The organism is Cuspidothrix issatschenkoi CHARLIE-1, from assembly GCF_002934005.1.
Lineage (GTDB): Bacteria > Cyanobacteriota > Cyanobacteriia > Cyanobacteriales > Nostocaceae > Cuspidothrix > Cuspidothrix issatschenkoi.
Map to the genome: position 1 here is coordinate 21,441 of NZ_PGEM01000025.1, position 20,809 is coordinate 42,249.

The window sequence follows — 20,809 nt, forward strand, 5'->3', positions numbered from 1 at the left end:
AGCAAAATTATGGCAGACTGGCAAATAATTTCTGGTGGTGTGACAGCAGCGCGAGGGTATAAAGCTGGAGGAATTACGGCGGGGTTAAAGGCTTCGGGATTGCCGGATTTAGCTTTAATAGTATCAGATGTGGAGGCGATCGCTGCTGGTGTATTCACCACTAGCCATGTCAAAGCAGCCTGTGTAGATTACTGCCGTCAAATGTTGCAAGGAAAACACAGTGCTAGGGCTATTCTCTGTAATGCGGGACAAGCTAACGCCGCTACAGGTGAACAAGGTGTGAAAGATGCCCAGGAATGTGCAGACTTATTAGCCCAGGAATTAGGTATTAACCCGGAATCCATTTTATTAGCTTCTACGGGCGTAATTGGTCAACGGATTAAAATGGATATTTTGCGGGGTGGTATTCCCAAGGTTGTGGCCGCACTATCAGAAACGGGTTCAGATGCAGCCGCCGGGGCAATTATTACTACAGATTTAGTTACAAAATCTATTGCTTTAGAAACAACTATACATGATCGCCCGGTGAGAATTGGCGGTATTGCCAAAGGTTCGGGAATGATTCACCCCAATATGGCGACAATGTTGGCCTTTGTTACCTGTGATGCGGCGGTATCTTCGACTCTATGGCAACAAATGTTAACCAGGGCGGCAGATAGAAGTTTTAATTCTATCACTGTGGATGGTGATACTAGTACCAATGATTGTTTAATTGCTTTAGCTAATGGTGAATCTCGCACCCCGGCAATTACGGAAATGGGTGCAGAAGCCCAGAAACTAGAAGCTATGTTAACAGAAGTATGTCAGCATTTAGCAAAAGCGATCGCTCGTGATGGAGAAGGGGCAACCTGTTTAATCGAAGTTCAAGTCAGTGGCGCACATGATGAATTAGCAGCGCGACAAATTGCCAAAACCATTGCGGGGTCTTCTTTAGTGAAGGCGGCCATTTTTGGTCATGACCCCAACTGGGGACGGATTGCGGCGGCTGCTGGACGGGCTGGAGTTCCTTTTGAACAGGAAAATCTCTCTATTAAATTAGGTGATATTTTACTGTTTGAAAATGGTCAACCTTTGTCTTTTGATAAGGCTGCGGCCAGTGCATATTTGCAAGCAGCAGCTAGTGGTGAATATCTGCAATCGGATACGGTGTTAATTTCCGTCGGTGTAGGTCATGGTCATGGTGTTGGTAAGGCTTGGGGCTGTGATCTCAGCTATGATTATGTGAGGATTAATGCTGAGTATACGACGTAAATAGATTAATTAGCCTTGGAGATTACAGAGGAAAGCACTCGGACATAAAATCAATCGTTTCAGAGATATGTTATTGCCCAAATGCCTCGCCCTTAAATCTCCTCAATTATTCGGTAGGGGCGGGGTTTCCCGCCCTCTATTGTATTGCATCCCACCGATAACAGTTGATCAAAAAATATTTGACATTGCTAAACACAGTTAAATCTGCGTGTTATATTTATGATCATATCTATTTTTTCTTGTCATACCTGTTGCTTTTTACTAAGTATTGGGTAAAATATAAATATACCTATAAAACATACAGATGGAGTCTTTTGTTATCACAGATCACCAAGAGAGTCGTTATGATCGTCATCATCTCATTGATTGGTGGGATCAGCAACGACTAAAAGCAGCTAAAATCCTAGTTGCTGGTGCAGGTGCTTTAGGGAACGAAGTCTTAAAAAATCTGGCTTTGGTGGGTGTGGGAAATATCACAGTTATTGACTTTGATACAGTTTCCATCACTAACCTCACTCGTTCGGTTTTATTTCGAGAGTCTGATGTCGGTTTACCAAAAGTAGAAATTGCCCGTCAAAGGGTATTAGAACCTCATGGTGAATCTTGGTTAAAACCAGAAATGTTAGTTAATCTCCCAACAACTAACTATGATATAATTCCTGAATCTGATATTTTGAATACTTTAGAAATAGAAGCAAATGTAAAAATTGAATGGCAAGATATGAGAATATCACAAGGGACAAATAATATTGAATGGATAGACATGAGATAAACTCATATCCTGAAAATCCTGAAATCCTGGACATCCTGATATGACTACACCACACTTCGCTATCAGACAAAATGCAAATATGTTACAATATCAATAGACCTGATCAGCAAAATAACTATGAACAACTTAACCTTGGAAAACTTCTTCAAACAAGTAGATACTTTAACAACAGAAGAAAAAATAGAATTAATCAATTATTTAACTAGACAAATAGAAAATCAGCCAATTCCAACGACATCTAAAAACCTAGTAGAAGTATTACAAAATTCTCCTTTAGTTGGAGTAGATTTAGATTTAGAACGTGACCAGGATTTTGATAACCGCAACATAGAATTATGAACTATATTTTAGATACAAATATCGTTTCTGAATTAATTGCCAAACAACCAAATCAAACAGTAATAGAGTGGATTAAAACTTTAAATCCAGAAAATCTACTTCTGAGTGTCATCACCATTGGAGAAGGGATAGATATTCTGGTAATTAATCCTTTTGAAAACCTAAGATAATCTGAGTAAATGAGAAAAAGTACAAATCAACATCTCTAAAAAGTCGGGTATCTATTCACTTAACCTAGATACCGGACTCCTTGAAGAATTGGAGATGCTCCTGAAATTATAGCCCAAAACTTTCCTTTACTGTCATTAGAACAAGTTTATGGCGCGATCGCCTTCTATCTTGCTAACCGTGAAGCAATTGATACTTATTTAAAGCAAGGTGAAGCAGAGTTTAAAAAATTACAACAATTAACTAGAGAAAAAAGTCATTTATTATACCAGAAATTAAAAAACCAGTCAAATCCAAAAATGGGAAACAATATAAAGACTAATTCATAAGTATCAGGATTTTAGTGAATTGGTATACAAAGTTTTAGACTGTTGGGTTTCGTACCTCAACCCAACCTACATCAATCCAAAATCCAAAATCTAAAATCCAAAATGGGATAAGTAGATCAACACAATTAAGCGTAAAATATCAAGTTAATAGATACCCGACTTCTCAAAGAAGTCGGGTATCTGGGTTTTAGGTGTTTTAACCTTCGCGTACTTATATACTAAATATAAATTGCTTGAATATTTAAGAAACTTTTACCTGGCGGTGTATCTTATGAGATTACGTTCACTTCAATTGATTTTTATAGCTGGTTTAGTGGGTTTACTTTCCTGGATATGGACTCCCACAGCCTCGGCGTTAACACAACTGAAATTATTTGATATTTCCTACCACAATTGTCCACCAGAATTAGCCACCGGAACAGTCACCAGCAACGGTTCAAATTTCGCTAGTTGCTTTCTAGTTACTGGTAAGGTAGAAAACAAGACCTATAAAACTGTCTATGATGCGGATATTTTTGGCCGCATTTATGATAAAAATAATGATCCTATATTACAAAATCGTACTCGTCTCGGTTCTATAGCCGAAGTTCCCCCAGGAGTTAGCGATTTTGAATTTCGTATTTCTGTACCTAGTAATCAACCTTTACCATTGCAGCTTAAACAGTTTAAGGCTGCGGGTTTTAGCAGTCAGGTTAGAAGATAAGCTGTTACGCACCTACATTTTGCGGAAAAACTTAACCTCAAAGGTTTTCCGTCTAGTCTCTTATAACGGGGATTTATACCCCGTTTTTTGTACCAACCCTAATTATAATCCCTGGGTCAAACCGCTACCAGCTAAACCGCGGAGAATATCACCAACAATGTTCAATGCTACAAATGCTAGGATAGGGGAGAAATCCATGCCTCCCAAAGGGGGAATAATGGAGCGAAACAGATTTAGGTAGGGGTCGCTAATTTGGCTCAAAGCCGCAAAGGGCTGATTATACCAGTTAACAGAGGGAAACCAAGTCAATAGGACTCGAATAATTAGCAAACAACTGTAAATGAATACAAACTTGTCCAGGGTGGTAATGAGTAAATTCATGGATGGGTAACTTTCCTGTTAAATGTCAAACATAGATTCATGATTGATTTTAATTTAGCGCACGTCACAATTGTGTGGCTATCAATATAACTAAGGAAATCCTGAAGACGGTTTATTCATTGCCAACAGATGAATTGTTGTTGACATTTCCCAACTGCTTCCGCACATCATCTATTGTGGCATTGAGTTGGGCAATTTTATCTTCAAGCGATCGCCTGGTTGCTTCTATTTCGACATTTTCACGGGATGAGGCTTTAATTTGCCGTCTTTTGGCTGTTCCTGACTGGGAATCAGTTTCACTACCAGTTAAACCTTCTTCCTCTTCATTTGCCAGTCTAGCATCTAAGCGTGAACTAATCACCGCACCTAAAACACCGCCAACCACACCTCCTATCAATGTTCCCAGCATTAACCCACTAGCAAAACCATCTTGTTGACTCATATTTTTACCGCCTTCCTTGAAAATAAGCAACTTTGACAATACTTTAGCTATTTTCACAGACTTAGCCGCATCCTGTGTTAAGTCCCAAAAATGCGATCGCCCGCATCCCCCAATCCTGGTACAATGTATCCTTGATCATTCAGTATTTCATCAATAGTAGCGGTGTAAATAATCAAGCCAGGATAAGCAGCAGCCAACTTTTGCAAAGCCGGAGGACAAGCAACCACAGATACAATTCTAATCAAAGCCGGGTCAACACCTCTTTGAGTCAATTCCTCCATTGCTACCATTATAGAACCTCCTGTAGCCAACATTGGCTCAGTGATTAACACCCGTGTTTCCGGAGCAAATTTTTCCGGCAGTTTATTCAAATAACAAACCGCTTCTAGAGTTTCTTCATTTCGCGCCAAGCCAAGATGATAAACTGACGCTAAGGGCAGTAAACCCTGCGCTCCCTCTAACAAGCCTAACCCAGCCCGCAAAATCGGCACAACCGCCACAGGCATGTGGGGATCAATAAAAGTTGCTGGACAGGTGGCCAAAGGCGTTTGCACAGTCGTTTCTTGAGTTGGTAGCCACTCTCTCACCGCTTCATAAGTGAGCCATCTGCCTAATTCAGTAATAGCAGAACGAAATAATACCGATGGTGTAGCTACATCACGGGCAACGCCTAACCAGTGCTGAATTAGGGGATGGGGTGGGACATAGATACGCAGTTGTTGTTGCGTCATAACCAAAAATGGGCGGCTTGATAATTGTCTTTTTACTGAAAAATCATCATACAGCAGAATTCATAGAGTCAGGCGTAAAATCCGCACCATACTTCCCTTCCTGACAAGCTGGCAAAATTTATTGATAATTATTATCATTAATAGTTGACAAGAATTCTCAATCATGGTTATATTAATATTCGAGTGTTCTCCTCTCTTTAAAGGATCGGTAGACGGGATAAGTCTGCTGCTGCTGACTTTTCCCACTTTTTTATAGTTATGACACAAGCTAAAACTAAAGATAAATATTTTTCCCAATTACCAATTACCTACTATGATAAATTCCCCATTATTTGATGTCATTATTATTGGTTCTGGTATTGGTGGCCTAGTTACAGCCAGCCAATTAGCGGCAAAAGGGGCAAAAGTTCTAGTTCTAGAAAGTTATGTCATACCAGGTGGTAGTGCCGGGTATTTTCAAAGACAAGGATATACATTTGATGTCGGTGCATCCATGATTTTTGGTATGGGAAGTCAAGGTACAACCAACTTACTCACCCGTGCCTTAGATGCGGTCAATATTACTCTAAAAACCATTCCAGATGATGTCCAAATTCACTACCATCTCCCAGATAATTTAGATATTAAAGTTGATAGAGATTATGAAAAATTTTTACAAAATCTGATTGCTTATTTTCCCCATGAAGCCAAAGGAATAAGGCGTTTTTATGATGAATGTCAAAAAGTATTTAACTGCCTAAATAATATTGAATTATTATCCTTAGAAGAACCTAGATATTTATTGCGGGTATTTCTCAAAAATCCCTTAGCTTGTCTAGGTTTAGCTAAATATTTACCATTAAATGTAGGAGACGTTGCACAACGTTATATTAAAGATCCGCTATTATTAAAATTTATTGATATAGAATGTTATTGTTGGTCAGTAGTTCCAGCGGCCATGACACCGATGATTAATGCTGGTATGGTGTTTTCTGATAGACACTATGGCGGAGTAAATTATCCTCAAGGTGGAGTGGGCAAAATTGCTGAAAAATTGGTGACAGGTTTAGAAAGAGCTGGTGGTAAAATTCAATATCAAGCCAGAGTCACCAAAATCATTATAGAACAGGGAAAAGCTATTGGTGTAGAATTAGCCAATGGTCAGACCTATCACGCAAAAACAGTAGTATCTAATGCTACCCGATGGGATACCTTTACAAAATTACTGCCACCAGAAAATATCCCAGCTAATGAGAAACTATGGCAACAAAGGTATGAAAAATCTCCCAGTTTTTTAAGTTTGCATATAGGTGTAAAAGCATCTGTATTACCTTTAGGGACCCAGTGCCATCATATTCTTTTAACAGACTGGCAAGAAATGACGGCCGCACAAGGGACAATTTTTGTCTCCATTCCTACGTTGCTTGATCCCAACTTAGCACCTCCAGGATATCATATTATCCATGCCTTTACCCCTGATTGGATAACTAATTGGCAAGGACTTTCACCAAAGGAATATGAAGAGAAAAAAGAAATAGCGGCGGGGCAAATTATTGACAGACTGGAAGCCATTTTTCCTGGTTTAGATGCTGGTTTAGATTATTTAGAAATTGGCACTCCTCGCACCCACCGCCGCTTTTTAAACCGGATAGATGGAACCTATGGACCTATACCTAAACGTAAATTATGGGGGTTATTAGCAATGCCTTTTAATCGCACTGCTATTCCTGGTTTATATTGTGTAGGAGATAGCACCTTTCCCGGGCAAGGTTTAAATGCGGTAGCTTTTTCTGGGTTTGCTTGCGCTCACCGGATTGGTGTAGATTTGGGAGTGAAGAAATAGATAAGCTGTTAAGCACAAAGTTTGTAGTGAGGAATAAATTCCTCATTTGAGGTATTTAATGAAACGTGAGTTCGACGAAAATAATTTGACTCCTCTGGTAAACCTCTCCCTAACCCTCTCCTAATAGGCTTAAAATTCCGATTTTATACTGCTAAAAACAAACTAATATGCCCCTCTCTGCATCGGAGATGGGTTGGGGTGAGGTTCAATGACTCCTACGTTGTCACCCTACCCTATCGAATTCACGTTAATGAAAGAAATTTTTAGGAGAAAAGCCTTTTTTCTTAGGTATATATTCAGAACAATCTACGGCTTTTTCAGTGAGGACAGAATCAGGTTTAACGGCACATTTTAAATAATGATTATTGGCATAAAATTGGCATTTTTTACAAGGTACTTTTGTTAGAAAATCGCTTTTTAAATATACTTTATCGTCTCCATAAGTACGTATTTTATGAAAAACTAGTAGAAAAATAACCCAAACTAAAATGAATCCTAGAGGTGCTAAAGATAGTGCTAAATCTGGTATTTGGATGTTTTGATATTCTACTTGAGATTTTTCCTGTTTAACAGTATTTTTAGCAATAGGAAATTTGGTATTGTCAGCTATAAATGTATTTTTTAAGACTTGATCTCTATACATATTATTTCCCTTATTTATGTCTAATGGTTCTTAATTGACAAATAGGACAGAACCAGATTCTCAAGCCCTCAAGGTTTTTATCGGGTTGTGCTATTGCTTCGCCCAACCTCCTTTTTGTGAATGTAATCCTATGGCAATATAGTTTCTAATTATAGGTTTAGCAAAAGAAAAGCTTAATTATCTCTGTCCATAGTTTTGATTTTGATGATTTTTTAAAGTCTGAATATATACCTAAAGTGATAGTTGTATTTAAAAAAAAAGAGTGGTAAATACTCACTCTAGGTATAATTATTAATAGTGTTTTATTAATTATGAATTATCGCCTATTCCTGTTTCTTTAATCTAGCTTTGACATCGGCAGCAAAGTCTTCATATCTGCGTAACAGCACTAGTTTACCGCAAGCGAGGAGGGGGCTATAATAGAATCGCTAATTATCATTAGACATAAGAGTGAAAATTATCTATAAGGGTTTCGTGGTTATGCACATTTAATTACCACCAAATGTCTATTAATTAAACGTAGATGAAATACTTGATGATTTTTTAACTAGGGGGTATTTCTTCGACGGGACGGATAATAGTTGGTGATGGGGTGAGTTCTGGTTGAAAGATGCCTTGTAATGCTTGTTCTAAGGTTTTGGCCATAATGATGCGGTTTTCATAGGCGACAATGACTCGCACTAAGGTGGGTAAACTATTTTGGGTTGCTTCTAAATAAATTGGTTCAACGTAGAGTAAGGATTGTTCCATGGGAATGATGAGAAGATTACCTTGAATTACTCTCGAACCTTGACGATTCCAAAGGGAAATTTGTTGAGAAATAACTGGATCTTGATTAATTCTAGCTTCTATTTGTTCTTGTCCATAAATCAATCGTTCTTTGGGGAAGTTATATAATAGTAATTTGCCATAATTTTCGCCGTCGGAACGTGCGGCTAACCAAGCAATTAAATTTGTTCGTTGTTTGGGTGTATAGGGTAATAAGAGAATAAATTCTTCAAAGGAGACGTTAGGAAGACTGGTAATTAAATAGTAAGGTTCAACGGGTCGGGTTTTATCACCGTAGATTTCGTTGGGAATTTGCCACTGATCTTCCCGATTATAAAAGACTTGGGGATCGGTCATGTGGTAAATCATTAAACGTTCTGATTGAATTTTGAAAAGGTCTACTGGATAACGAATATGACTATGAAGATTGGAGGGTAAATTAGTTAAAGGTTGAAACATTTGGGGAAATATTTTTGTCCAAGCTGTAATGATGGGATCTGAAGGATCGGCAATGTAAAATCTGACTGTACCGTTATAAGCATCAATGACAACTTTGATGGAGTTGCGAATATAGTTGATATTGTTTGTACCTGGATCGGAATAGGGATAGCGATCGCTTGTGGTATAAGCATCAACTATCCAATAAAGATAATTTTCTTTGCCAGGGAATTGTTGATTTTCATTGTCTGTATTAGCATCCGCAGCAACTAAATAAGGATCACTATCGAATTTTAAGAAAGGTGCAATTTCTCGAATTCTTTGGTTAATATTACGACGAAATAAAACTTTAGTTTCTGGAAGAAAATCCCCTGTAAATATCATTCTCCAGTCTTTTAAATATATGGAAAATAGCAATCTTCGCCATAGAGAGTTAATTGTAATTCCACCGGATCCATCATAAGTATTATAAACATTATCAGAGCCACTAGGATAATCTAATTCTCTGACTTTTGTTCCGGTCATGACGTGAGTATTAGTAATTTCTCCGTAGTAAATACGGGGTTGGCCAATGGGAATACTTTCCCGAATATCTGGACTAGAAGTATTTAAAGCTTTGCCATTTTGACTAATATCTTTAACGAAATATTCTGGTAAACCACCAGCAGCTACAGTATTTACAGGACTAATTGTAAAGCCATAACCATGGGTATAAATCATATTTCGGTTAACCCATGTTTGTGCTTGGGGTGGGACATTTTGATAATTTAATTCCCGTGCAGAAATTAGTACCTGTTGTTTATCTTGATTATATCTTTGCAACTTATTCTTAATAGAATATCTATCAATATCAGCATCCGCAAATTGATAATAAGGGCGAATTTGTTGTAATTCTCGATTAGTTTTTAATAATGGTTCTTGATCCCAAAGTCGAATATTCCGAATTGTTAAGGCGTTAGCTTGAATATCAGCTTCTGTTAATTTTCCTATCGGGTTAAATATTTGGGAGTCAATGAGATCTAAATTAAATGCTTGCCGGGTAAGATCAATATTACGCTGGATGTAAGGTGATTCTTTTTGTAATTCATTGGGTTCAACAATAAAGTTTTGTACTACCATTGGTAAAATAAAATTACCGACAATAATAAAAGTAAGATAGATAAATAAGCTATAAACTATCCAGCGTAGATGAGAGAATTTTGTTTGCCAAAATATAGTTATCCATAATAGATAAAATCCTAAAAATAATGATAAAATAGATAAAAATGTATTAGCAGGTAATTGGGCTTGAACATCAGTATAACTAGCCCCATAACTAACTCCATTATTAGAATATAGGATTTGGTAGCGACTGAGAAAATAATTTAACCCAATGACTAAAAGCAAACAACCCATTAACCCATATAAATGGCGTATTTGGGGAGAAGAAAATCCGGGAAAAATCCCTTGACTGATACTATTAGCTGATAATAAATAATTAATAGTAACACTAATAAATCCATACAAACACAATCCTATTAACCAAAATTCTAAAAGTTCCCAGATAGGTAGAGAGAAAATGTAAAAACTAATATCTTTACCAAATAGAGGTTCCGAATAATTAAAAGGAATACTATGGAAGGATAAAAGCAGTTTTGACCAATATTGAGATAGTATGCAAGCAAAAAGAACACTAAAAATAATAGCGATTATTCTGAGTAAAAGTTGATGATAAATTAACAACGCAATAGATAATACTACTATTAATGCTAAATACGACTTGCGGTTAACAATTTGGTTTCCCAAATTTAAAATTATTTTTGGTAAGGAAATTAAATGTAAAGATAAACTGGAATCATTAATACTTTTCCCCCAATAGTAAAAAGCAATTTCTCCATAATAAGCTAACATTAAACATACTAATAAACTCAGTCCTAATATTAGGGGTAATAGTAGTATCAGTTTAATTTTACTATTATAAATATCTGCTGGATAATTTTGATCATTCTGATGATGTTGGGGACTGAGAAAAGTAGTTAGTTCTCGACTTAGTTTGGTTGTCCTCCCTCCCATAGGATGATCAAATTGGCTATGTTTTAGTTTTTGTGTTAAAGTAAAATTTCCTAAAAAATAAGCTAAACTGAGACTAAATACACATAGCCAGATACTACCCTGAGTTAATAATCTTACTAAAAATACTTGAATATAACCAAGTTCTTGAAACCATAATATTTCTGCACTCAGATGGGCGGTTATATCGAGAAATAACCACACAGCTAAAAATACTATTAAAACTTGAACATACCATTTTCTAAACATTTTTTGCAACTGATAAATTTGATTTTAATTTGATACTTGTACTAATGTTATATTTATGACCGAAAATTATGCTTACTAGTGTTGATCGGTGATTATTTGTACGTCATTAGTCAGTTTGTTTTTCAAACATTCTTGGAGAAATCTTTGGGGGATTTCTCTACTTTCTCCCCAATGTTGATGAATATAGGAAGCATGAACATTAGGTAAAAACCAACCTTCAAAACCTGTATGTTCATCACAATCATAACGATAGGTATTAAATAGTGGTTGTGGAGAATTGGAGATTACATGAGAACGATGAAATTCATGACCAAAAATGTTTTTATTGATATCCATTAAAAAAGTATTTTCTAAAACTACTGCGCGACGATATCCTAAAGTTAATCTTTTATCCATTTGTGCATGAGTGGGTAATATTCCCACCATTGGCCAAGATTTACCATCAAAATCAATAATTTGCTCACATAAATACATCAATCCTCCACATTCACCAATGGTGGGTATCCCCGCTAAAATTGCATTTTTAACTGCTTGAATGACGTTAATATTTGCAGATAATTGGGGTGCAAATACTTCAGGAAAACCACCACCAAAATACATTCCTTGGATATCTTTTGGTAGTTGAGTATCATTTAAAGGACTCCAAAATACTAATTCTGCTCCTAATTGTTGGAGTAAATCTAAGTTATCTTGATAGTAAAAATTAAAAGCTTGATCTCGCGCTACAGCAATTTTAACTGAGGAATTGGGAATTGGGAATTGGGAATTAGTAATTGGTAGAGATGATGATTTTAAAAGTGGTAGGAGTTGATCCCAATCAAAATAAGCATCTCCTAAATCTGCCATATTATGAATAATTTGCTCTAATTCTGGTATTTCTCCGGTGGGAATTAACCCTAAATGACGATCAGGAATAGTAATATTATCTTGTCGTCTTAAAACACCGATAATTGGTATTTGTAGAGGTGCTAGAGAATTTCTTAATAATGATAAATGTCGTTCACTACCCACGCGATTTAAGATTAATCCACCAATTTTAATTCTACTATCAAAAGAACAATAACCGTGAGCAATTGCTGCAACTGAACCGGATAAACGGCTACAATCAATTACTAATATAATTGGTATATCTAATAATCTGGCAATATGTGCTGTGCTGCCAAAATTTGATAATTGGGCAACACCATCAAATAAACCCATGACACCTTCAACTAAGCTATATTCGCACTGGGAAGCATGAAGGTGAAAACATTTCTGAATATAAGTTTCTGAAGTCAATACAGGGTCTAAATTGCGCGAAGGAAGACCAGCCACATATTGATGAAACATGGGATCAATATAATCCGGTCCAACTTTAAAAGGTTGAACTTTAAAACCGCGACGACGTAAAGATGCTAATAGGGTAAGTGTAACTGTGGTTTTCCCTACTCCGCTGCGTTCTCCGGCAATAATTATAGACATAGATCAACAATTAAAAATTCAAAATTAATACCAATTTTATGTGAAACTGCATATATTTACCCTTCGGCTTTGCCGTCCCCCTTGGTAAGGCTACGGTGTTACACGCAAGTCCTATCTGTCTTTGTTTTGTGCTTATTTAGCCCCCTAAATCCCTGAAGTTTGGGGACTTTGAAATTCTTATTCCGCCAGAATTGGGGGTTAGGAGGCATTAAAACCCTATTAAGCAACTTGATTAGACTGTACACCCTAACTTGGTAAGGGGGACTGGGGGTATTTTTGTGTGCATCAAACAACTAACAATTATACTTCCCGTTGTCTTTCTTCAATGTCCATGGGAGATATCATACTCTTGATTTTCTCAATATCTGTCATCATTATAATGATACACTCTATGGCAATATAACATTGAATTTGTTTACCACGACGATTAGTAGCATTAACAAGTATTTCCTGAAATCTTTTTCATGGGAAACGCCTTTAGATTAATATAATTTAGATGCTTCTTCTATGGTTATATTTGCTAGTTTATACTCTAGCACAAAGAGAAATTAGATCCGCTTTAAAATTATTTAACCCTAATTATACTTTAAAAAATTAATTGGGAAAAGCTATAAACAATTCAATTATGCGGTGGATAGAAGTAGATTTCGTAATAACCGATTGTGACAGTTGAGGGTGCGGAATGTGGGATCTAAATTCAATAGCATCTGAACCTTACAGTTAAGGGCGGGAAAACCCCGCCCCTACATAAATAGCAATAATTAACTTGAAAGCCTAACCAGAAGTATCTTACTTCTGAGCTTCAGCAATGGGAACCCACTCAGTGTGGAAAGATCCTTCTTTGTCAATACGTTTGTAGGTGTGTGCGCCGAAATAGTCGCGTTGTGCTTGAGTTAAGTTTTGTGGCAAGCGATCGCGGCGGTAGCTATCAAAGTAATCTAAAGAAGCGCCAAAAGCAGGAACAGGAATACCCAACTTAGCAGCAGTCACTATTACTTCCCGCCAAGCAGCTTGTCTATCAAGAATTGTTTGCTTAAATTCAGGTGCTAACAACAAGTTAGGTAAAGCTGGATTTTCGTCAAATGCCTTCTTAATCTTATTCAAGAAACCAGCGCGAATAATACAACCACCCTTCCAAATTCGAGCCATTTCGCCCAAATTCAATTCCCAATTGTAAGTTTTGGAAGCTGTAGATAACAGCGCCATACCTTGAGCATAAGAGCAGATTTTGGAACAATAAAGAGCATCACGCACCATGTTCACAAAAGCTGCAATATCGCCACCATACTTAGCATTAGGTCCGCTGATTTGTTTAGAGGCAGCAATCCGTTCATCTCTAATAGAAGACATAATCCGGGCATTTACCGCCGCAGTAATTGTCGGAATTGCCACACCTATATCTAAAGCAGTTTTTACAGTCCAAAGACCAGTTCCCTTTTGACCGGCTGCGTCAACAATCAAATCAACCAGAGGAATCTTACTTTCTGGATCAACGTAGGGGAAAATATTGGCTGTAATCTCAATCAAAAATGAATCGAGTTCGTCAGTTGTATTCCATTGGGTAAAAACTTCATGGAGTTGTGCTGCACTTAAACCACCTACATTTTTTAGCAAATCGTAGGCTTCTGCAATTAACTGCATATCACCATACTCAATACCGTTGTGAACCATTTTCACATAGTGACCAGAACCACCGGGTCCAATGTAAGTTACACAAGGGCCATCATCAACTTGAGCTGCGATTTTATTGAAAATAGGGGATAGGTACTCATAAGAGCTTTTTGTGCCACCAGGCATGAGAGAAGGACCATTTAACGCCCCTTCTTCACCACCACTTACGCCCATACCGATATAGCGTAAACCGGTGGGTTCTAATTCTTGAGTACGTCTTTCAGTATCTTCAAACCAGGAGTTGCCACCGTCAATAATGATATCACCCTCTTGCAGTAAAGGTTTAAGCTGTTCAATTACCGCATCAACAGGCTTACCAGCTTGCACCATTACCAAGATTTTCCGGGGGCGTTCCAATGAAGCGACAAATTGTTCCAGGCTAAAAGCCGCTCTCACGTTTCGTCCTTGAGCACGGAGTGCCATGAAGGCATCGGTTTTTTCACGAGAGCGGTTGTAAACTGCAATTGGGAAGCCATTGCGCTCAACGTTGAGAGCGATATTTTCGCCCATGACGGCTAATCCAATCACACCAAAGCTTTGTAGGGTCATAGTTTGTGTTCAAATCTTTTTTTTGGGTTGGCTCTTTGTCTTGCAGATCCTTTCTCTATTAAGGGTAGTCCGAGATTTTGGCTTCACTCCTAAAGAAGATATTAAGAGTTTTTGTAGAATTTAAGAAATCATCACCCACATCAATAATTGATTTTAATTTGTATCGAAGTCAACAATTTAGTGACAAAATTTGGAAAATTAAAATACATAGCAGAAGGCAGGGGAGCAGGGGAGCAGGGGAAAAATATAAGTGATGAAACAAAATTAATTACACAATTGATTTTTCTGTTCCCTGTTCCCTGTTCCCTGTTCCCTGTTCCCTGTTCCCTGTTCCCTTTGTTTCAATAGTAAGGAGGATGAAAAAATGTTGGCTTATCTCTTAGCGTTAGTAGTTAGTTTTGGCAGTCTATCCATTTATCTATCAGCTTTCTTTTTTCCAGAAATTCATCGCAAGCAAGATTTTATCTGGAGTGGAGTCGGGCTATTCTACGCTTTGATCCTCTGGATTTTTGCACCCCGAATTACCGGCGGTTTATTGTTGGGTCATATAGCTAGTGTGTCCATGCTGGTGTGGTTTATCGCCCAAACTCTCTTACTACGGCGACAGTTGACTCCAGAAATACAACAAACCTCCGTCCCTAGTCCTGAATTAGTCAAAGCTAGTCTACAAACTCAAATATCCAATTTTTCTATTTCTGAGAAACTAGGACAAATATCAGGATTTTTTAGTGGTTTGTTGACCGGTACAAAAGCAAAGGTACAGCAAACTGTGAGTAAAAAGCCAGTTACCACAACACCCACACCGGAACCAGTGGACAAAACTGAACCAACTCCAACTGTTTCTAAAGTCACCATTGTGGAAACCACAGACACACCACCTACCTCAGAACTGATTAATCAACCAGAAGAAACTCCAACGGTCTTAGAAGTTAGCGTTCCTGAATCATCACCCCGGGAAACCACAGAACCAGCCATACCTGACAAGATGGAAAATGTAGTGGAAATTACTGAAACTATTGTTGAGGTGACAGAAACGGAAGTATTTGTTGCCGTCGAACAAACTATCGAAACCGCCAGCGCTACCCCAGAAACAGCCCCAAATCCACCTACATCCGACTTATTACCAACTGGGGAAGCAAAATCAGAAGGGGAAGCACCATCAGCACAAATACCATTAGATAAACCTGCTGAGAATTAAGTTACTGATAAAAACATCCCATCAAGTTGAGGACAGGATGTAGGGATTAGGGAGAAAAAGCGGTTATAAGTAGGTGGAAGTGAAATTACCAAAATGTGTAAAATCGCCTAACACTTCTTGACTCTTGCCTTTGGTTACTGAGCTAGTCGAAGGATCGAAGTAAGTCGAAGTATTGCCTCTTACCTGTTACCTTCCCACAAAGACAATTGTTAATACTAACTAACGATTTTTTCGGGTTTGCCAAGAGGATTTACGCAACTAATTTCCCCAATAGAAAGCACATCTGGGCAATTTATAATCGTGATTTAGCAGGATTAAATCCTAATTGTGATAACAAACGCTCAAGATCGAAATGTTTAGACATAAGAGAGCGAATGCACTCTATTTTAATTGGTTCATGGACACGGACCTGGCCAAAGGTGCGTTCAATAATTTCCACCGTGGTGAGGGTATCGAGATCCACAGACAAAATTGGAATTTCTAACTCTTCGGCACGACTGAGAATAAACGCTGGCGGGGGCAGTTGTCCGGTTAAAATTAGACATTGAGTAGAGGTTTCCAAGGCTGCTTGCTGAATTTCTACGCGATCGCCTCCTGTCACCACCGCCATATTTCGCCGTTTACGGAAGTATTTCACAGCAGAGTTGACATTCATCGCCCCAATAGCCAGACTTTCCACCAATAAATCTAAGCGATCCAGGCGACACAGCACATCCGCTTTTAACTGCTTCACCAATTCCTCAACACTGACACTGCGAAGTATATCGCTTTTCGGCAATATTCCTAGTACAGAAATATTATGGTTTTCCAAATATGGCAGCAAGAGTTTAGTCACTAACTCTAATTTGTCATCAGGCACTTCATTAATTACTACACCCATTAGTCCTGAACCTAATTTTTGTTTAGCAGATAACAATCCTTCTACAGATGTTAGTGATTGATAACGACAAATTAGGAGTACGGGAGCATCTAATTTTTCTGCTAATTCCAGCAAGGATAGTCCAAATAAATTTCCTTCTGATAAATTAGCTGGGCCTTCTAACAGTACCAAATTACCTCTAGGTATTTGTGAATACTGCTGTACTAATAACTGCTGATAGTTAGTTATATCTTCTCCCTCTAAGCGTTTTTGAACACTTACTTCATCCAAAGATAATAAAGTGGGAGCAATACGGTTGTCTGGAAGGTTCAGACTATGAGTAATAAACTGGACATCTTCTTCTACAACAGTTCCCGCAGATGTCTTCACAAAACTACCCACAGGTTTGCCATATCCAATATCCAAACCATGAAGTTTTAGCTGATGAGACAAACCTAAAACTGTTGCAGATTTGCCACTGTAAGCTTCAACTGATCCAACCAGCAAATATTTAGCAGGTGTTGGCACTTATGCACTCCTAATTTCAAAAGTTTGTAAAACTCAGCTAGGTGTCTACTAATTTTAGTTCTTTCTGGTGGCAGGTAAACAGCTATAGCAATCCTAAACAAATAAAAATTCAAAATTAAGGATCGATTAATTTAGCTCAAGGCATGATAATAGAAACGAAATTATGCCCTTAAATATAAAAATACGCTTATTATTCCACAACAGCGTATTCATAAAATATTGTTTACAAAAACTCACGCAAGAACTCAAATGGATTATCTTCCCAACAGGGTTCAGGTACTAGCAGCACCAATTTGCTATTTATTTCCTTTTCAATCTCATCACCATCATCTCTATCAAATTTTATATTCTGCTTCCACTAATTTCACACCAAACACCTCTATAAAAGATGCTGCAACTACGGAATATACCTGCTCACAAGTAATATCAGGAATCCAGGCAGCTAAACTACTCACAGGCTTATCAACAATACCACAGGGAATAATTTCCTCAAATCCAGTCATATCTGGACAAACATTTAAGGCAAATCCGTGCATAGTAATCCATTTGCTAACTTTTATTCCTATAGCAGCAACTTTATATCCTTCTATCCATACACCTGTAAACCCAGGCAGACGTTCTCCCCGCAAATCATAGTTTGATAAAGTACGAATTAATACTTCCTCAAGTTGACGTAAATACCAGTGTAAATCCTGACGGTAGTGCCGTAGGTTTAAAATCGGATAACCCACTAACTGACCAGGACAATGATATGTAACTTCCCCGCCTCTTTCAATCTGATGTACATTAAAGTTACTTTTGTCAAGGTCGAATTTGATAAACTTTGGATCTGCTCCCGTTCCCAAAGTGTAAACAGGTGGATGTTCCAACAAAATTAGTACATCATCTAAATTAGGGTTATGAATACGTTCCCTCACTAGCGATCGCTGCCATTCATGGGCAATTGGGTATGCCATTAATCCAGGATTATATAGTAAACAAGGATACTGATTAAATTGGGTGCTAGAAATCATCAGTAATTAGTGATTGGTAATTGGTGGTTGGTGATTGGAAATATCAAAGATAAATATTTTCGATCCCAAACCTCTGATGTTCCAAAAATATAGCTAACAAATGTCAAGCTATGCAAAGGATCTTGAAGGAACGTCAAGGGAATATACTTTATAACCCATAAAGTGCTAGTTTAAATATATAACCTCAATGGTGTTCGGAGGACTTATCTGCAATCAGCGTCAACCACCCATCACCTACCCTTCGGGTAAGTGAGGGCTTGTAAAAGCCTAGTTGATCAGACTCAGTTCTTAACCGAACTACGTTAGAGGTAAGAGTGGGAGGCTCTTTGGAGCAAAATATTATGCCCAAAGTATTTGTTTTAGACACTGAAAAAATTTCAATATCTCAACAATATCTGGACTGATTCAAGGTATCTCTTGCAAATACTGTAAATCAATTCACAAAAAGGACGGTTACGAATATGGAAAATCAAAGATTTGTTAATTGCTCAACTGTCCCTTTCGTTGTTTGTGCTGGCGCACAAAATTACTCATCACATTTGAAAAAATTTCTTTGCATCAATTAAAATCAGATTACCCAAAAAGGTCATCTTCTCTATACAATGGGGAATAAGACTTAGGACAAAAGAAGACCAACCACTTCTACTTTTGTAAATTTCTAAAAGAAGTAGGCGTTGACAACAAACATATTGCAACTTGCCTAGTTCGGTAGTTTTGCTTAAATCACCAATTGCTTGGAAACAATTGGCAAGTCATCGGTAAGGATCAAAACTAATATCAAGACGATGAATAGCACAAACTTTAAAATGCAAAAAATCCCGAAAATGCTACAAGGTAGCGTCTTAGGAAGTCAGTCCCCATTTTTGTTAGTGGCAGTGATAGACCTTACCGCAATCTCTATTCCTACCCAAAAACATCATATATAATATTGAGCGGGAGAGTTTACATGAAACTTGTCATCCACGGTAAAAATATTGAAATCACTGATGCCATCCGTGAATATGTGCATCAAAAGATTGAAAAAGCAGTTAATCATTTTCAGAACATCACAAATGAAGTGGATGTCCATTTGAGCGTGGCTCGCAATCCCCGAATAAATACTAAACAAGCGGCGGAAGTAACTATTTATGCTAATGGTAGCGTCATCCGTGCAGAGGAAAGCAGCGAAAGCTTGTATGCAAGCATTGATCTAGTTGCAGATAAAATTGCTCGGCAATTACGAAAATATAAAGAAAGAAGGCAGGATCACAAAACCCAACCCATATCAACTAATGAAGTTGTAGCACCAGAACCAGTTGCAGCAGATTTAATTGGCGATCGCACTCCAGAATTACCCCAAGAAGTTGTGCGAACCAAATACTTCTCCATGCCACCCATGACAGTAGCAGAAGCCCAGGAACAACTACAACTGGTTGGCCATGACTTTTATATGTTTCACAACGCCGAAACCGGAGAGATTAACGTCATTTATGAACGCAATCACGGTGGTTATGGAGTCATTCAACCCCGCAATAACGGTAACGGCAACACCAAAAACGGTAAATCAGCTAATGCTGCTGTAGCCGAAAAAGCCCATAAAGCCTAACTTTAGGTGACAGGCAAGAGGCAAGAGGGAATCGGGAAATTCTTTCCCCTGCCCCCTGCTTTGTCTCAACAATAATTGTTTACACCAAGTTAATTACTTTGCCGCCAGAGTTTGCAGTGTTTTTAATGCTTCTTCAACATGACCCTTGAAGTTCAGCATAGAATCAAATACATATTGCACAATGCCGTTTTGGTCAACTACATAAGTCACCCGGCCGGGGATAAAACCAAAACCAGTAGTTGCACCATATTGTTTTCGTACTTTGTCACCTTGATCACTCAATAAAATAAAAGGTAGATTGTGTTTGCTGGCGAACCTTTGATGAGACTCACGAGAATCACCACTGACACCAATCACCTCAGCACCAGCAGCTTTAAACACTTCATATTCATCTCTAAAAGCGCAAGATTCTAGAGTACATCCTGGTGTATCATCCTTGGGATAAAAATAGAGGACAACAGATTTTTGACCGCGAAAATCACCAAGACTAACATTTTTACCATTTTGGTCCGGTAAATTAAAATTAGGTGCGGTATCTCCAACTTTGATAGCCATATTAAAAAAATCTAAATTACTTAATAAAAGTTTACCTTGAATCCTGAATTGAAGAGGAATATAGAATTGCTATTTGATTTTTAATTAGGAAAAAAGCCTTTTTCTTTCAACCATTTGGGCTTAAATCCTCCACCACAATCTTATTTAGACACTTCCAATAAAAAAAATACCCAGAAAGTTCTGATTCCCCTCCTCGGTTGCGGTGAATCCGAAGGGGAAGGGGTTAGGGGTCTTATTTTCAACTCAGGTGAACCCAAACTCTTTTCCTCCACACTCTTTACCCTGATCCCCTACCTTATCCCAAG

At 37.9% G+C, this 20,809-nt stretch carries 18 protein-coding genes; 8 read left to right on the forward strand and 10 right to left on the reverse strand.

Annotated features, from left to right (window positions below):
- Positions 1–9 precede the first annotated feature (9 nt).
- The 5 genes from argJ (at position 10) to CUN59_RS03780 (ending at position 3,562) form a co-directional block, all read left to right on the forward strand.
- The gene (argJ, locus tag CUN59_RS03760) at positions 10–1,251 is read left to right on the forward strand and encodes a bifunctional ornithine acetyltransferase/N-acetylglutamate synthase (RefSeq protein ID WP_104386690.1); all 1,242 of its coding nucleotides are present in this window, start codon (positions 10–12) and stop codon (positions 1,249–1,251) included.
- A gap of 304 nt (positions 1,252–1,555) precedes the next feature.
- Complete coding sequence (locus CUN59_RS21635) at positions 1,556–2,023, forward strand: HesA/MoeB/ThiF family protein (protein WP_207765360.1); 468 nt, start codon at positions 1,556–1,558, stop codon at positions 2,021–2,023.
- Between the two features lie 117 nt (positions 2,024–2,140).
- Positions 2,141–2,362 (forward strand): hypothetical protein, encoded by a 222-nt coding sequence (locus CUN59_RS03770; protein ID WP_104386581.1) that lies wholly within the window; start codon positions 2,141–2,143, stop codon positions 2,360–2,362.
- Entirely contained in the window at positions 2,359–2,532 is a 174-nt protein-coding gene (locus tag CUN59_RS21305) for a PIN domain-containing protein (protein WP_165790150.1), read from the forward strand. The genes CUN59_RS03770 and CUN59_RS21305 overlap by 4 nt, the downstream gene beginning before the upstream one ends.
- Before the next feature lie 598 nt (positions 2,533–3,130).
- Positions 3,131–3,562, forward strand: coding sequence for a hypothetical protein (locus CUN59_RS03780; RefSeq protein WP_104386582.1), 432 nt, complete (start codon positions 3,131–3,133; stop codon positions 3,560–3,562).
- Positions 3,563–3,664: 102 nt separating this feature from the next.
- Here CUN59_RS03780 and CUN59_RS03785 read toward each other — a convergent pair whose 3' ends face one another.
- From CUN59_RS03785 to upp, 3 genes are all read right to left on the reverse strand, one after another.
- Positions 3,665–3,943 (reverse strand): YggT family protein, encoded by a 279-nt coding sequence (locus CUN59_RS03785; protein ID WP_104386583.1) that lies wholly within the window; start codon positions 3,941–3,943, stop codon positions 3,665–3,667.
- A gap of 112 nt (positions 3,944–4,055) precedes the next feature.
- Positions 4,056–4,385, reverse strand: coding sequence for a ssl2009 family thylakoid membrane protein (locus CUN59_RS03790; protein WP_104386691.1), 330 nt, complete (start codon positions 4,383–4,385; stop codon positions 4,056–4,058).
- Between the two features lie 77 nt (positions 4,386–4,462).
- Positions 4,463–5,116, reverse strand: a complete 654-nt coding sequence (gene upp / locus CUN59_RS03795) for a uracil phosphoribosyltransferase (protein WP_104386584.1) — start codon at positions 5,114–5,116, stop codon at positions 4,463–4,465.
- Between the two features lie 313 nt (positions 5,117–5,429).
- Between upp and crtH the strand changes: the two genes are divergently transcribed.
- On the forward strand, positions 5,430–6,938 hold the full coding sequence (crtH, locus tag CUN59_RS03800; RefSeq protein ID WP_207765361.1) for a carotenoid isomerase: 1,509 nt from the start codon (positions 5,430–5,432) through the stop codon (positions 6,936–6,938).
- A 247-nt stretch (positions 6,939–7,185) separates the two neighbouring features.
- Here the strand turns inward: crtH and CUN59_RS03805 are convergent, their stop codons facing one another.
- From CUN59_RS03805 to gnd, 4 genes are all read right to left on the reverse strand, one after another.
- The gene (locus tag CUN59_RS03805) at positions 7,186–7,581 is read right to left on the reverse strand and encodes a hypothetical protein (protein ID WP_104386585.1); all 396 of its coding nucleotides are present in this window, start codon (positions 7,579–7,581) and stop codon (positions 7,186–7,188) included.
- A gap of 543 nt (positions 7,582–8,124) precedes the next feature.
- Complete coding sequence (locus CUN59_RS03810) at positions 8,125–11,085, reverse strand: UPF0182 family protein (protein WP_104386586.1); 2,961 nt, start codon at positions 11,083–11,085, stop codon at positions 8,125–8,127.
- A 75-nt stretch (positions 11,086–11,160) separates the two neighbouring features.
- On the reverse strand, positions 11,161–12,546 hold the full coding sequence (locus tag CUN59_RS03815; protein ID WP_104386587.1) for a cobyrinic acid a,c-diamide synthase CobB: 1,386 nt from the start codon (positions 12,544–12,546) through the stop codon (positions 11,161–11,163).
- Between the two features lie 789 nt (positions 12,547–13,335).
- A complete protein-coding gene (gnd, locus tag CUN59_RS03820) occupies positions 13,336–14,766 on the reverse strand; it encodes an NADP-dependent phosphogluconate dehydrogenase (protein WP_104386588.1) in 1,431 nt (476 codons plus the stop codon).
- 364 nt (positions 14,767–15,130) lie between these two features.
- On the opposite strand from gnd, the gene CUN59_RS03825 reads away from it, so the two are divergent.
- Positions 15,131–15,964, forward strand: a complete 834-nt coding sequence (locus CUN59_RS03825) for a Ycf66 family protein (RefSeq protein ID WP_104386589.1) — start codon at positions 15,131–15,133, stop codon at positions 15,962–15,964.
- Between the two features lie 292 nt (positions 15,965–16,256).
- Here CUN59_RS03825 and CUN59_RS03830 read toward each other — a convergent pair whose 3' ends face one another.
- Entirely contained in the window at positions 16,257–17,351 is a 1,095-nt protein-coding gene (locus tag CUN59_RS03830) for a phosphotransacetylase family protein (RefSeq protein ID WP_104386590.1), read from the reverse strand.
- A gap of 335 nt (positions 17,352–17,686) precedes the next feature.
- Entirely contained in the window at positions 17,687–18,364 is a 678-nt protein-coding gene (gene lipB / locus CUN59_RS03835; protein ID WP_104386591.1) for a lipoyl(octanoyl) transferase LipB, read from the reverse strand.
- Positions 18,365–19,310: 946 nt separating this feature from the next.
- Here lipB and hpf point away from each other — a divergent pair.
- Positions 19,311–19,949: a ribosome hibernation-promoting factor, HPF/YfiA family gene (gene hpf, locus CUN59_RS03840; RefSeq protein ID WP_104386592.1), complete on the forward strand. Its 639-nt coding sequence runs from the start codon at positions 19,311–19,313 to the stop codon at positions 19,947–19,949.
- Between the two features lie 93 nt (positions 19,950–20,042).
- On the opposite strand, the gene CUN59_RS03845 is transcribed toward hpf, so the two are convergent.
- Positions 20,043–20,504, reverse strand: a complete 462-nt coding sequence (locus CUN59_RS03845) for a peroxiredoxin (RefSeq protein WP_104386593.1) — start codon at positions 20,502–20,504, stop codon at positions 20,043–20,045.
- Positions 20,505–20,809: the final 305 nt, after the last annotated feature.

Bases quoted from the DNA above. Each gene is read 5' to 3' on its own strand.
- lipB (WP_104386591.1), bottom strand. From the start codon at position 18,364: ATGATTTCTAGCACCCAATTTAATCAGTATCCTTGTTTACTATATAAT.
- CUN59_RS03780 (WP_104386582.1), top strand. From the start codon at position 3,131: ATGAGATTACGTTCACTTCAATTGATTTTTATAGCTGGTTTAGTGGGT.
- upp (WP_104386584.1), bottom strand. From the start codon at position 5,116: ATGACGCAACAACAACTGCGTATCTATGTCCCACCCCATCCCCTAATT.
- CUN59_RS03770 (WP_104386581.1), top strand. From the start codon at position 2,141: ATGAACAACTTAACCTTGGAAAACTTCTTCAAACAAGTAGATACTTTA.
- CUN59_RS03845 (WP_104386593.1), bottom strand. From the start codon at position 20,504: ATGGCTATCAAAGTTGGAGATACCGCACCTAATTTTAATTTACCGGAC.
- hpf (WP_104386592.1), top strand. From the start codon at position 19,311: ATGAAACTTGTCATCCACGGTAAAAATATTGAAATCACTGATGCCATC.
- CUN59_RS03785 (WP_104386583.1), bottom strand. From the start codon at position 3,943: ATGAATTTACTCATTACCACCCTGGACAAGTTTGTATTCATTTACAGT.
- gnd (WP_104386588.1), bottom strand. From the start codon at position 14,766: ATGACCCTACAAAGCTTTGGTGTGATTGGATTAGCCGTCATGGGCGAA.
- argJ (WP_104386690.1), top strand. From the start codon at position 10: ATGGCAGACTGGCAAATAATTTCTGGTGGTGTGACAGCAGCGCGAGGG.
- CUN59_RS03810 (WP_104386586.1), bottom strand. From the start codon at position 11,085: ATGTTTAGAAAATGGTATGTTCAAGTTTTAATAGTATTTTTAGCTGTG.
- CUN59_RS21305 (WP_165790150.1), top strand. From the start codon at position 2,359: ATGAACTATATTTTAGATACAAATATCGTTTCTGAATTAATTGCCAAA.
- CUN59_RS03815 (WP_104386587.1), bottom strand. From the start codon at position 12,546: ATGTCTATAATTATTGCCGGAGAACGCAGCGGAGTAGGGAAAACCACA.
- CUN59_RS03790 (WP_104386691.1), bottom strand. From the start codon at position 4,385: ATGAGTCAACAAGATGGTTTTGCTAGTGGGTTAATGCTGGGAACATTG.
- CUN59_RS21635 (WP_207765360.1), top strand. From the start codon at position 1,556: ATGGAGTCTTTTGTTATCACAGATCACCAAGAGAGTCGTTATGATCGT.
- CUN59_RS03825 (WP_104386589.1), top strand. From the start codon at position 15,131: ATGTTGGCTTATCTCTTAGCGTTAGTAGTTAGTTTTGGCAGTCTATCC.
- crtH (WP_207765361.1), top strand. From the start codon at position 5,430: ATGATAAATTCCCCATTATTTGATGTCATTATTATTGGTTCTGGTATT.
- CUN59_RS03805 (WP_104386585.1), bottom strand. From the start codon at position 7,581: ATGTATAGAGATCAAGTCTTAAAAAATACATTTATAGCTGACAATACC.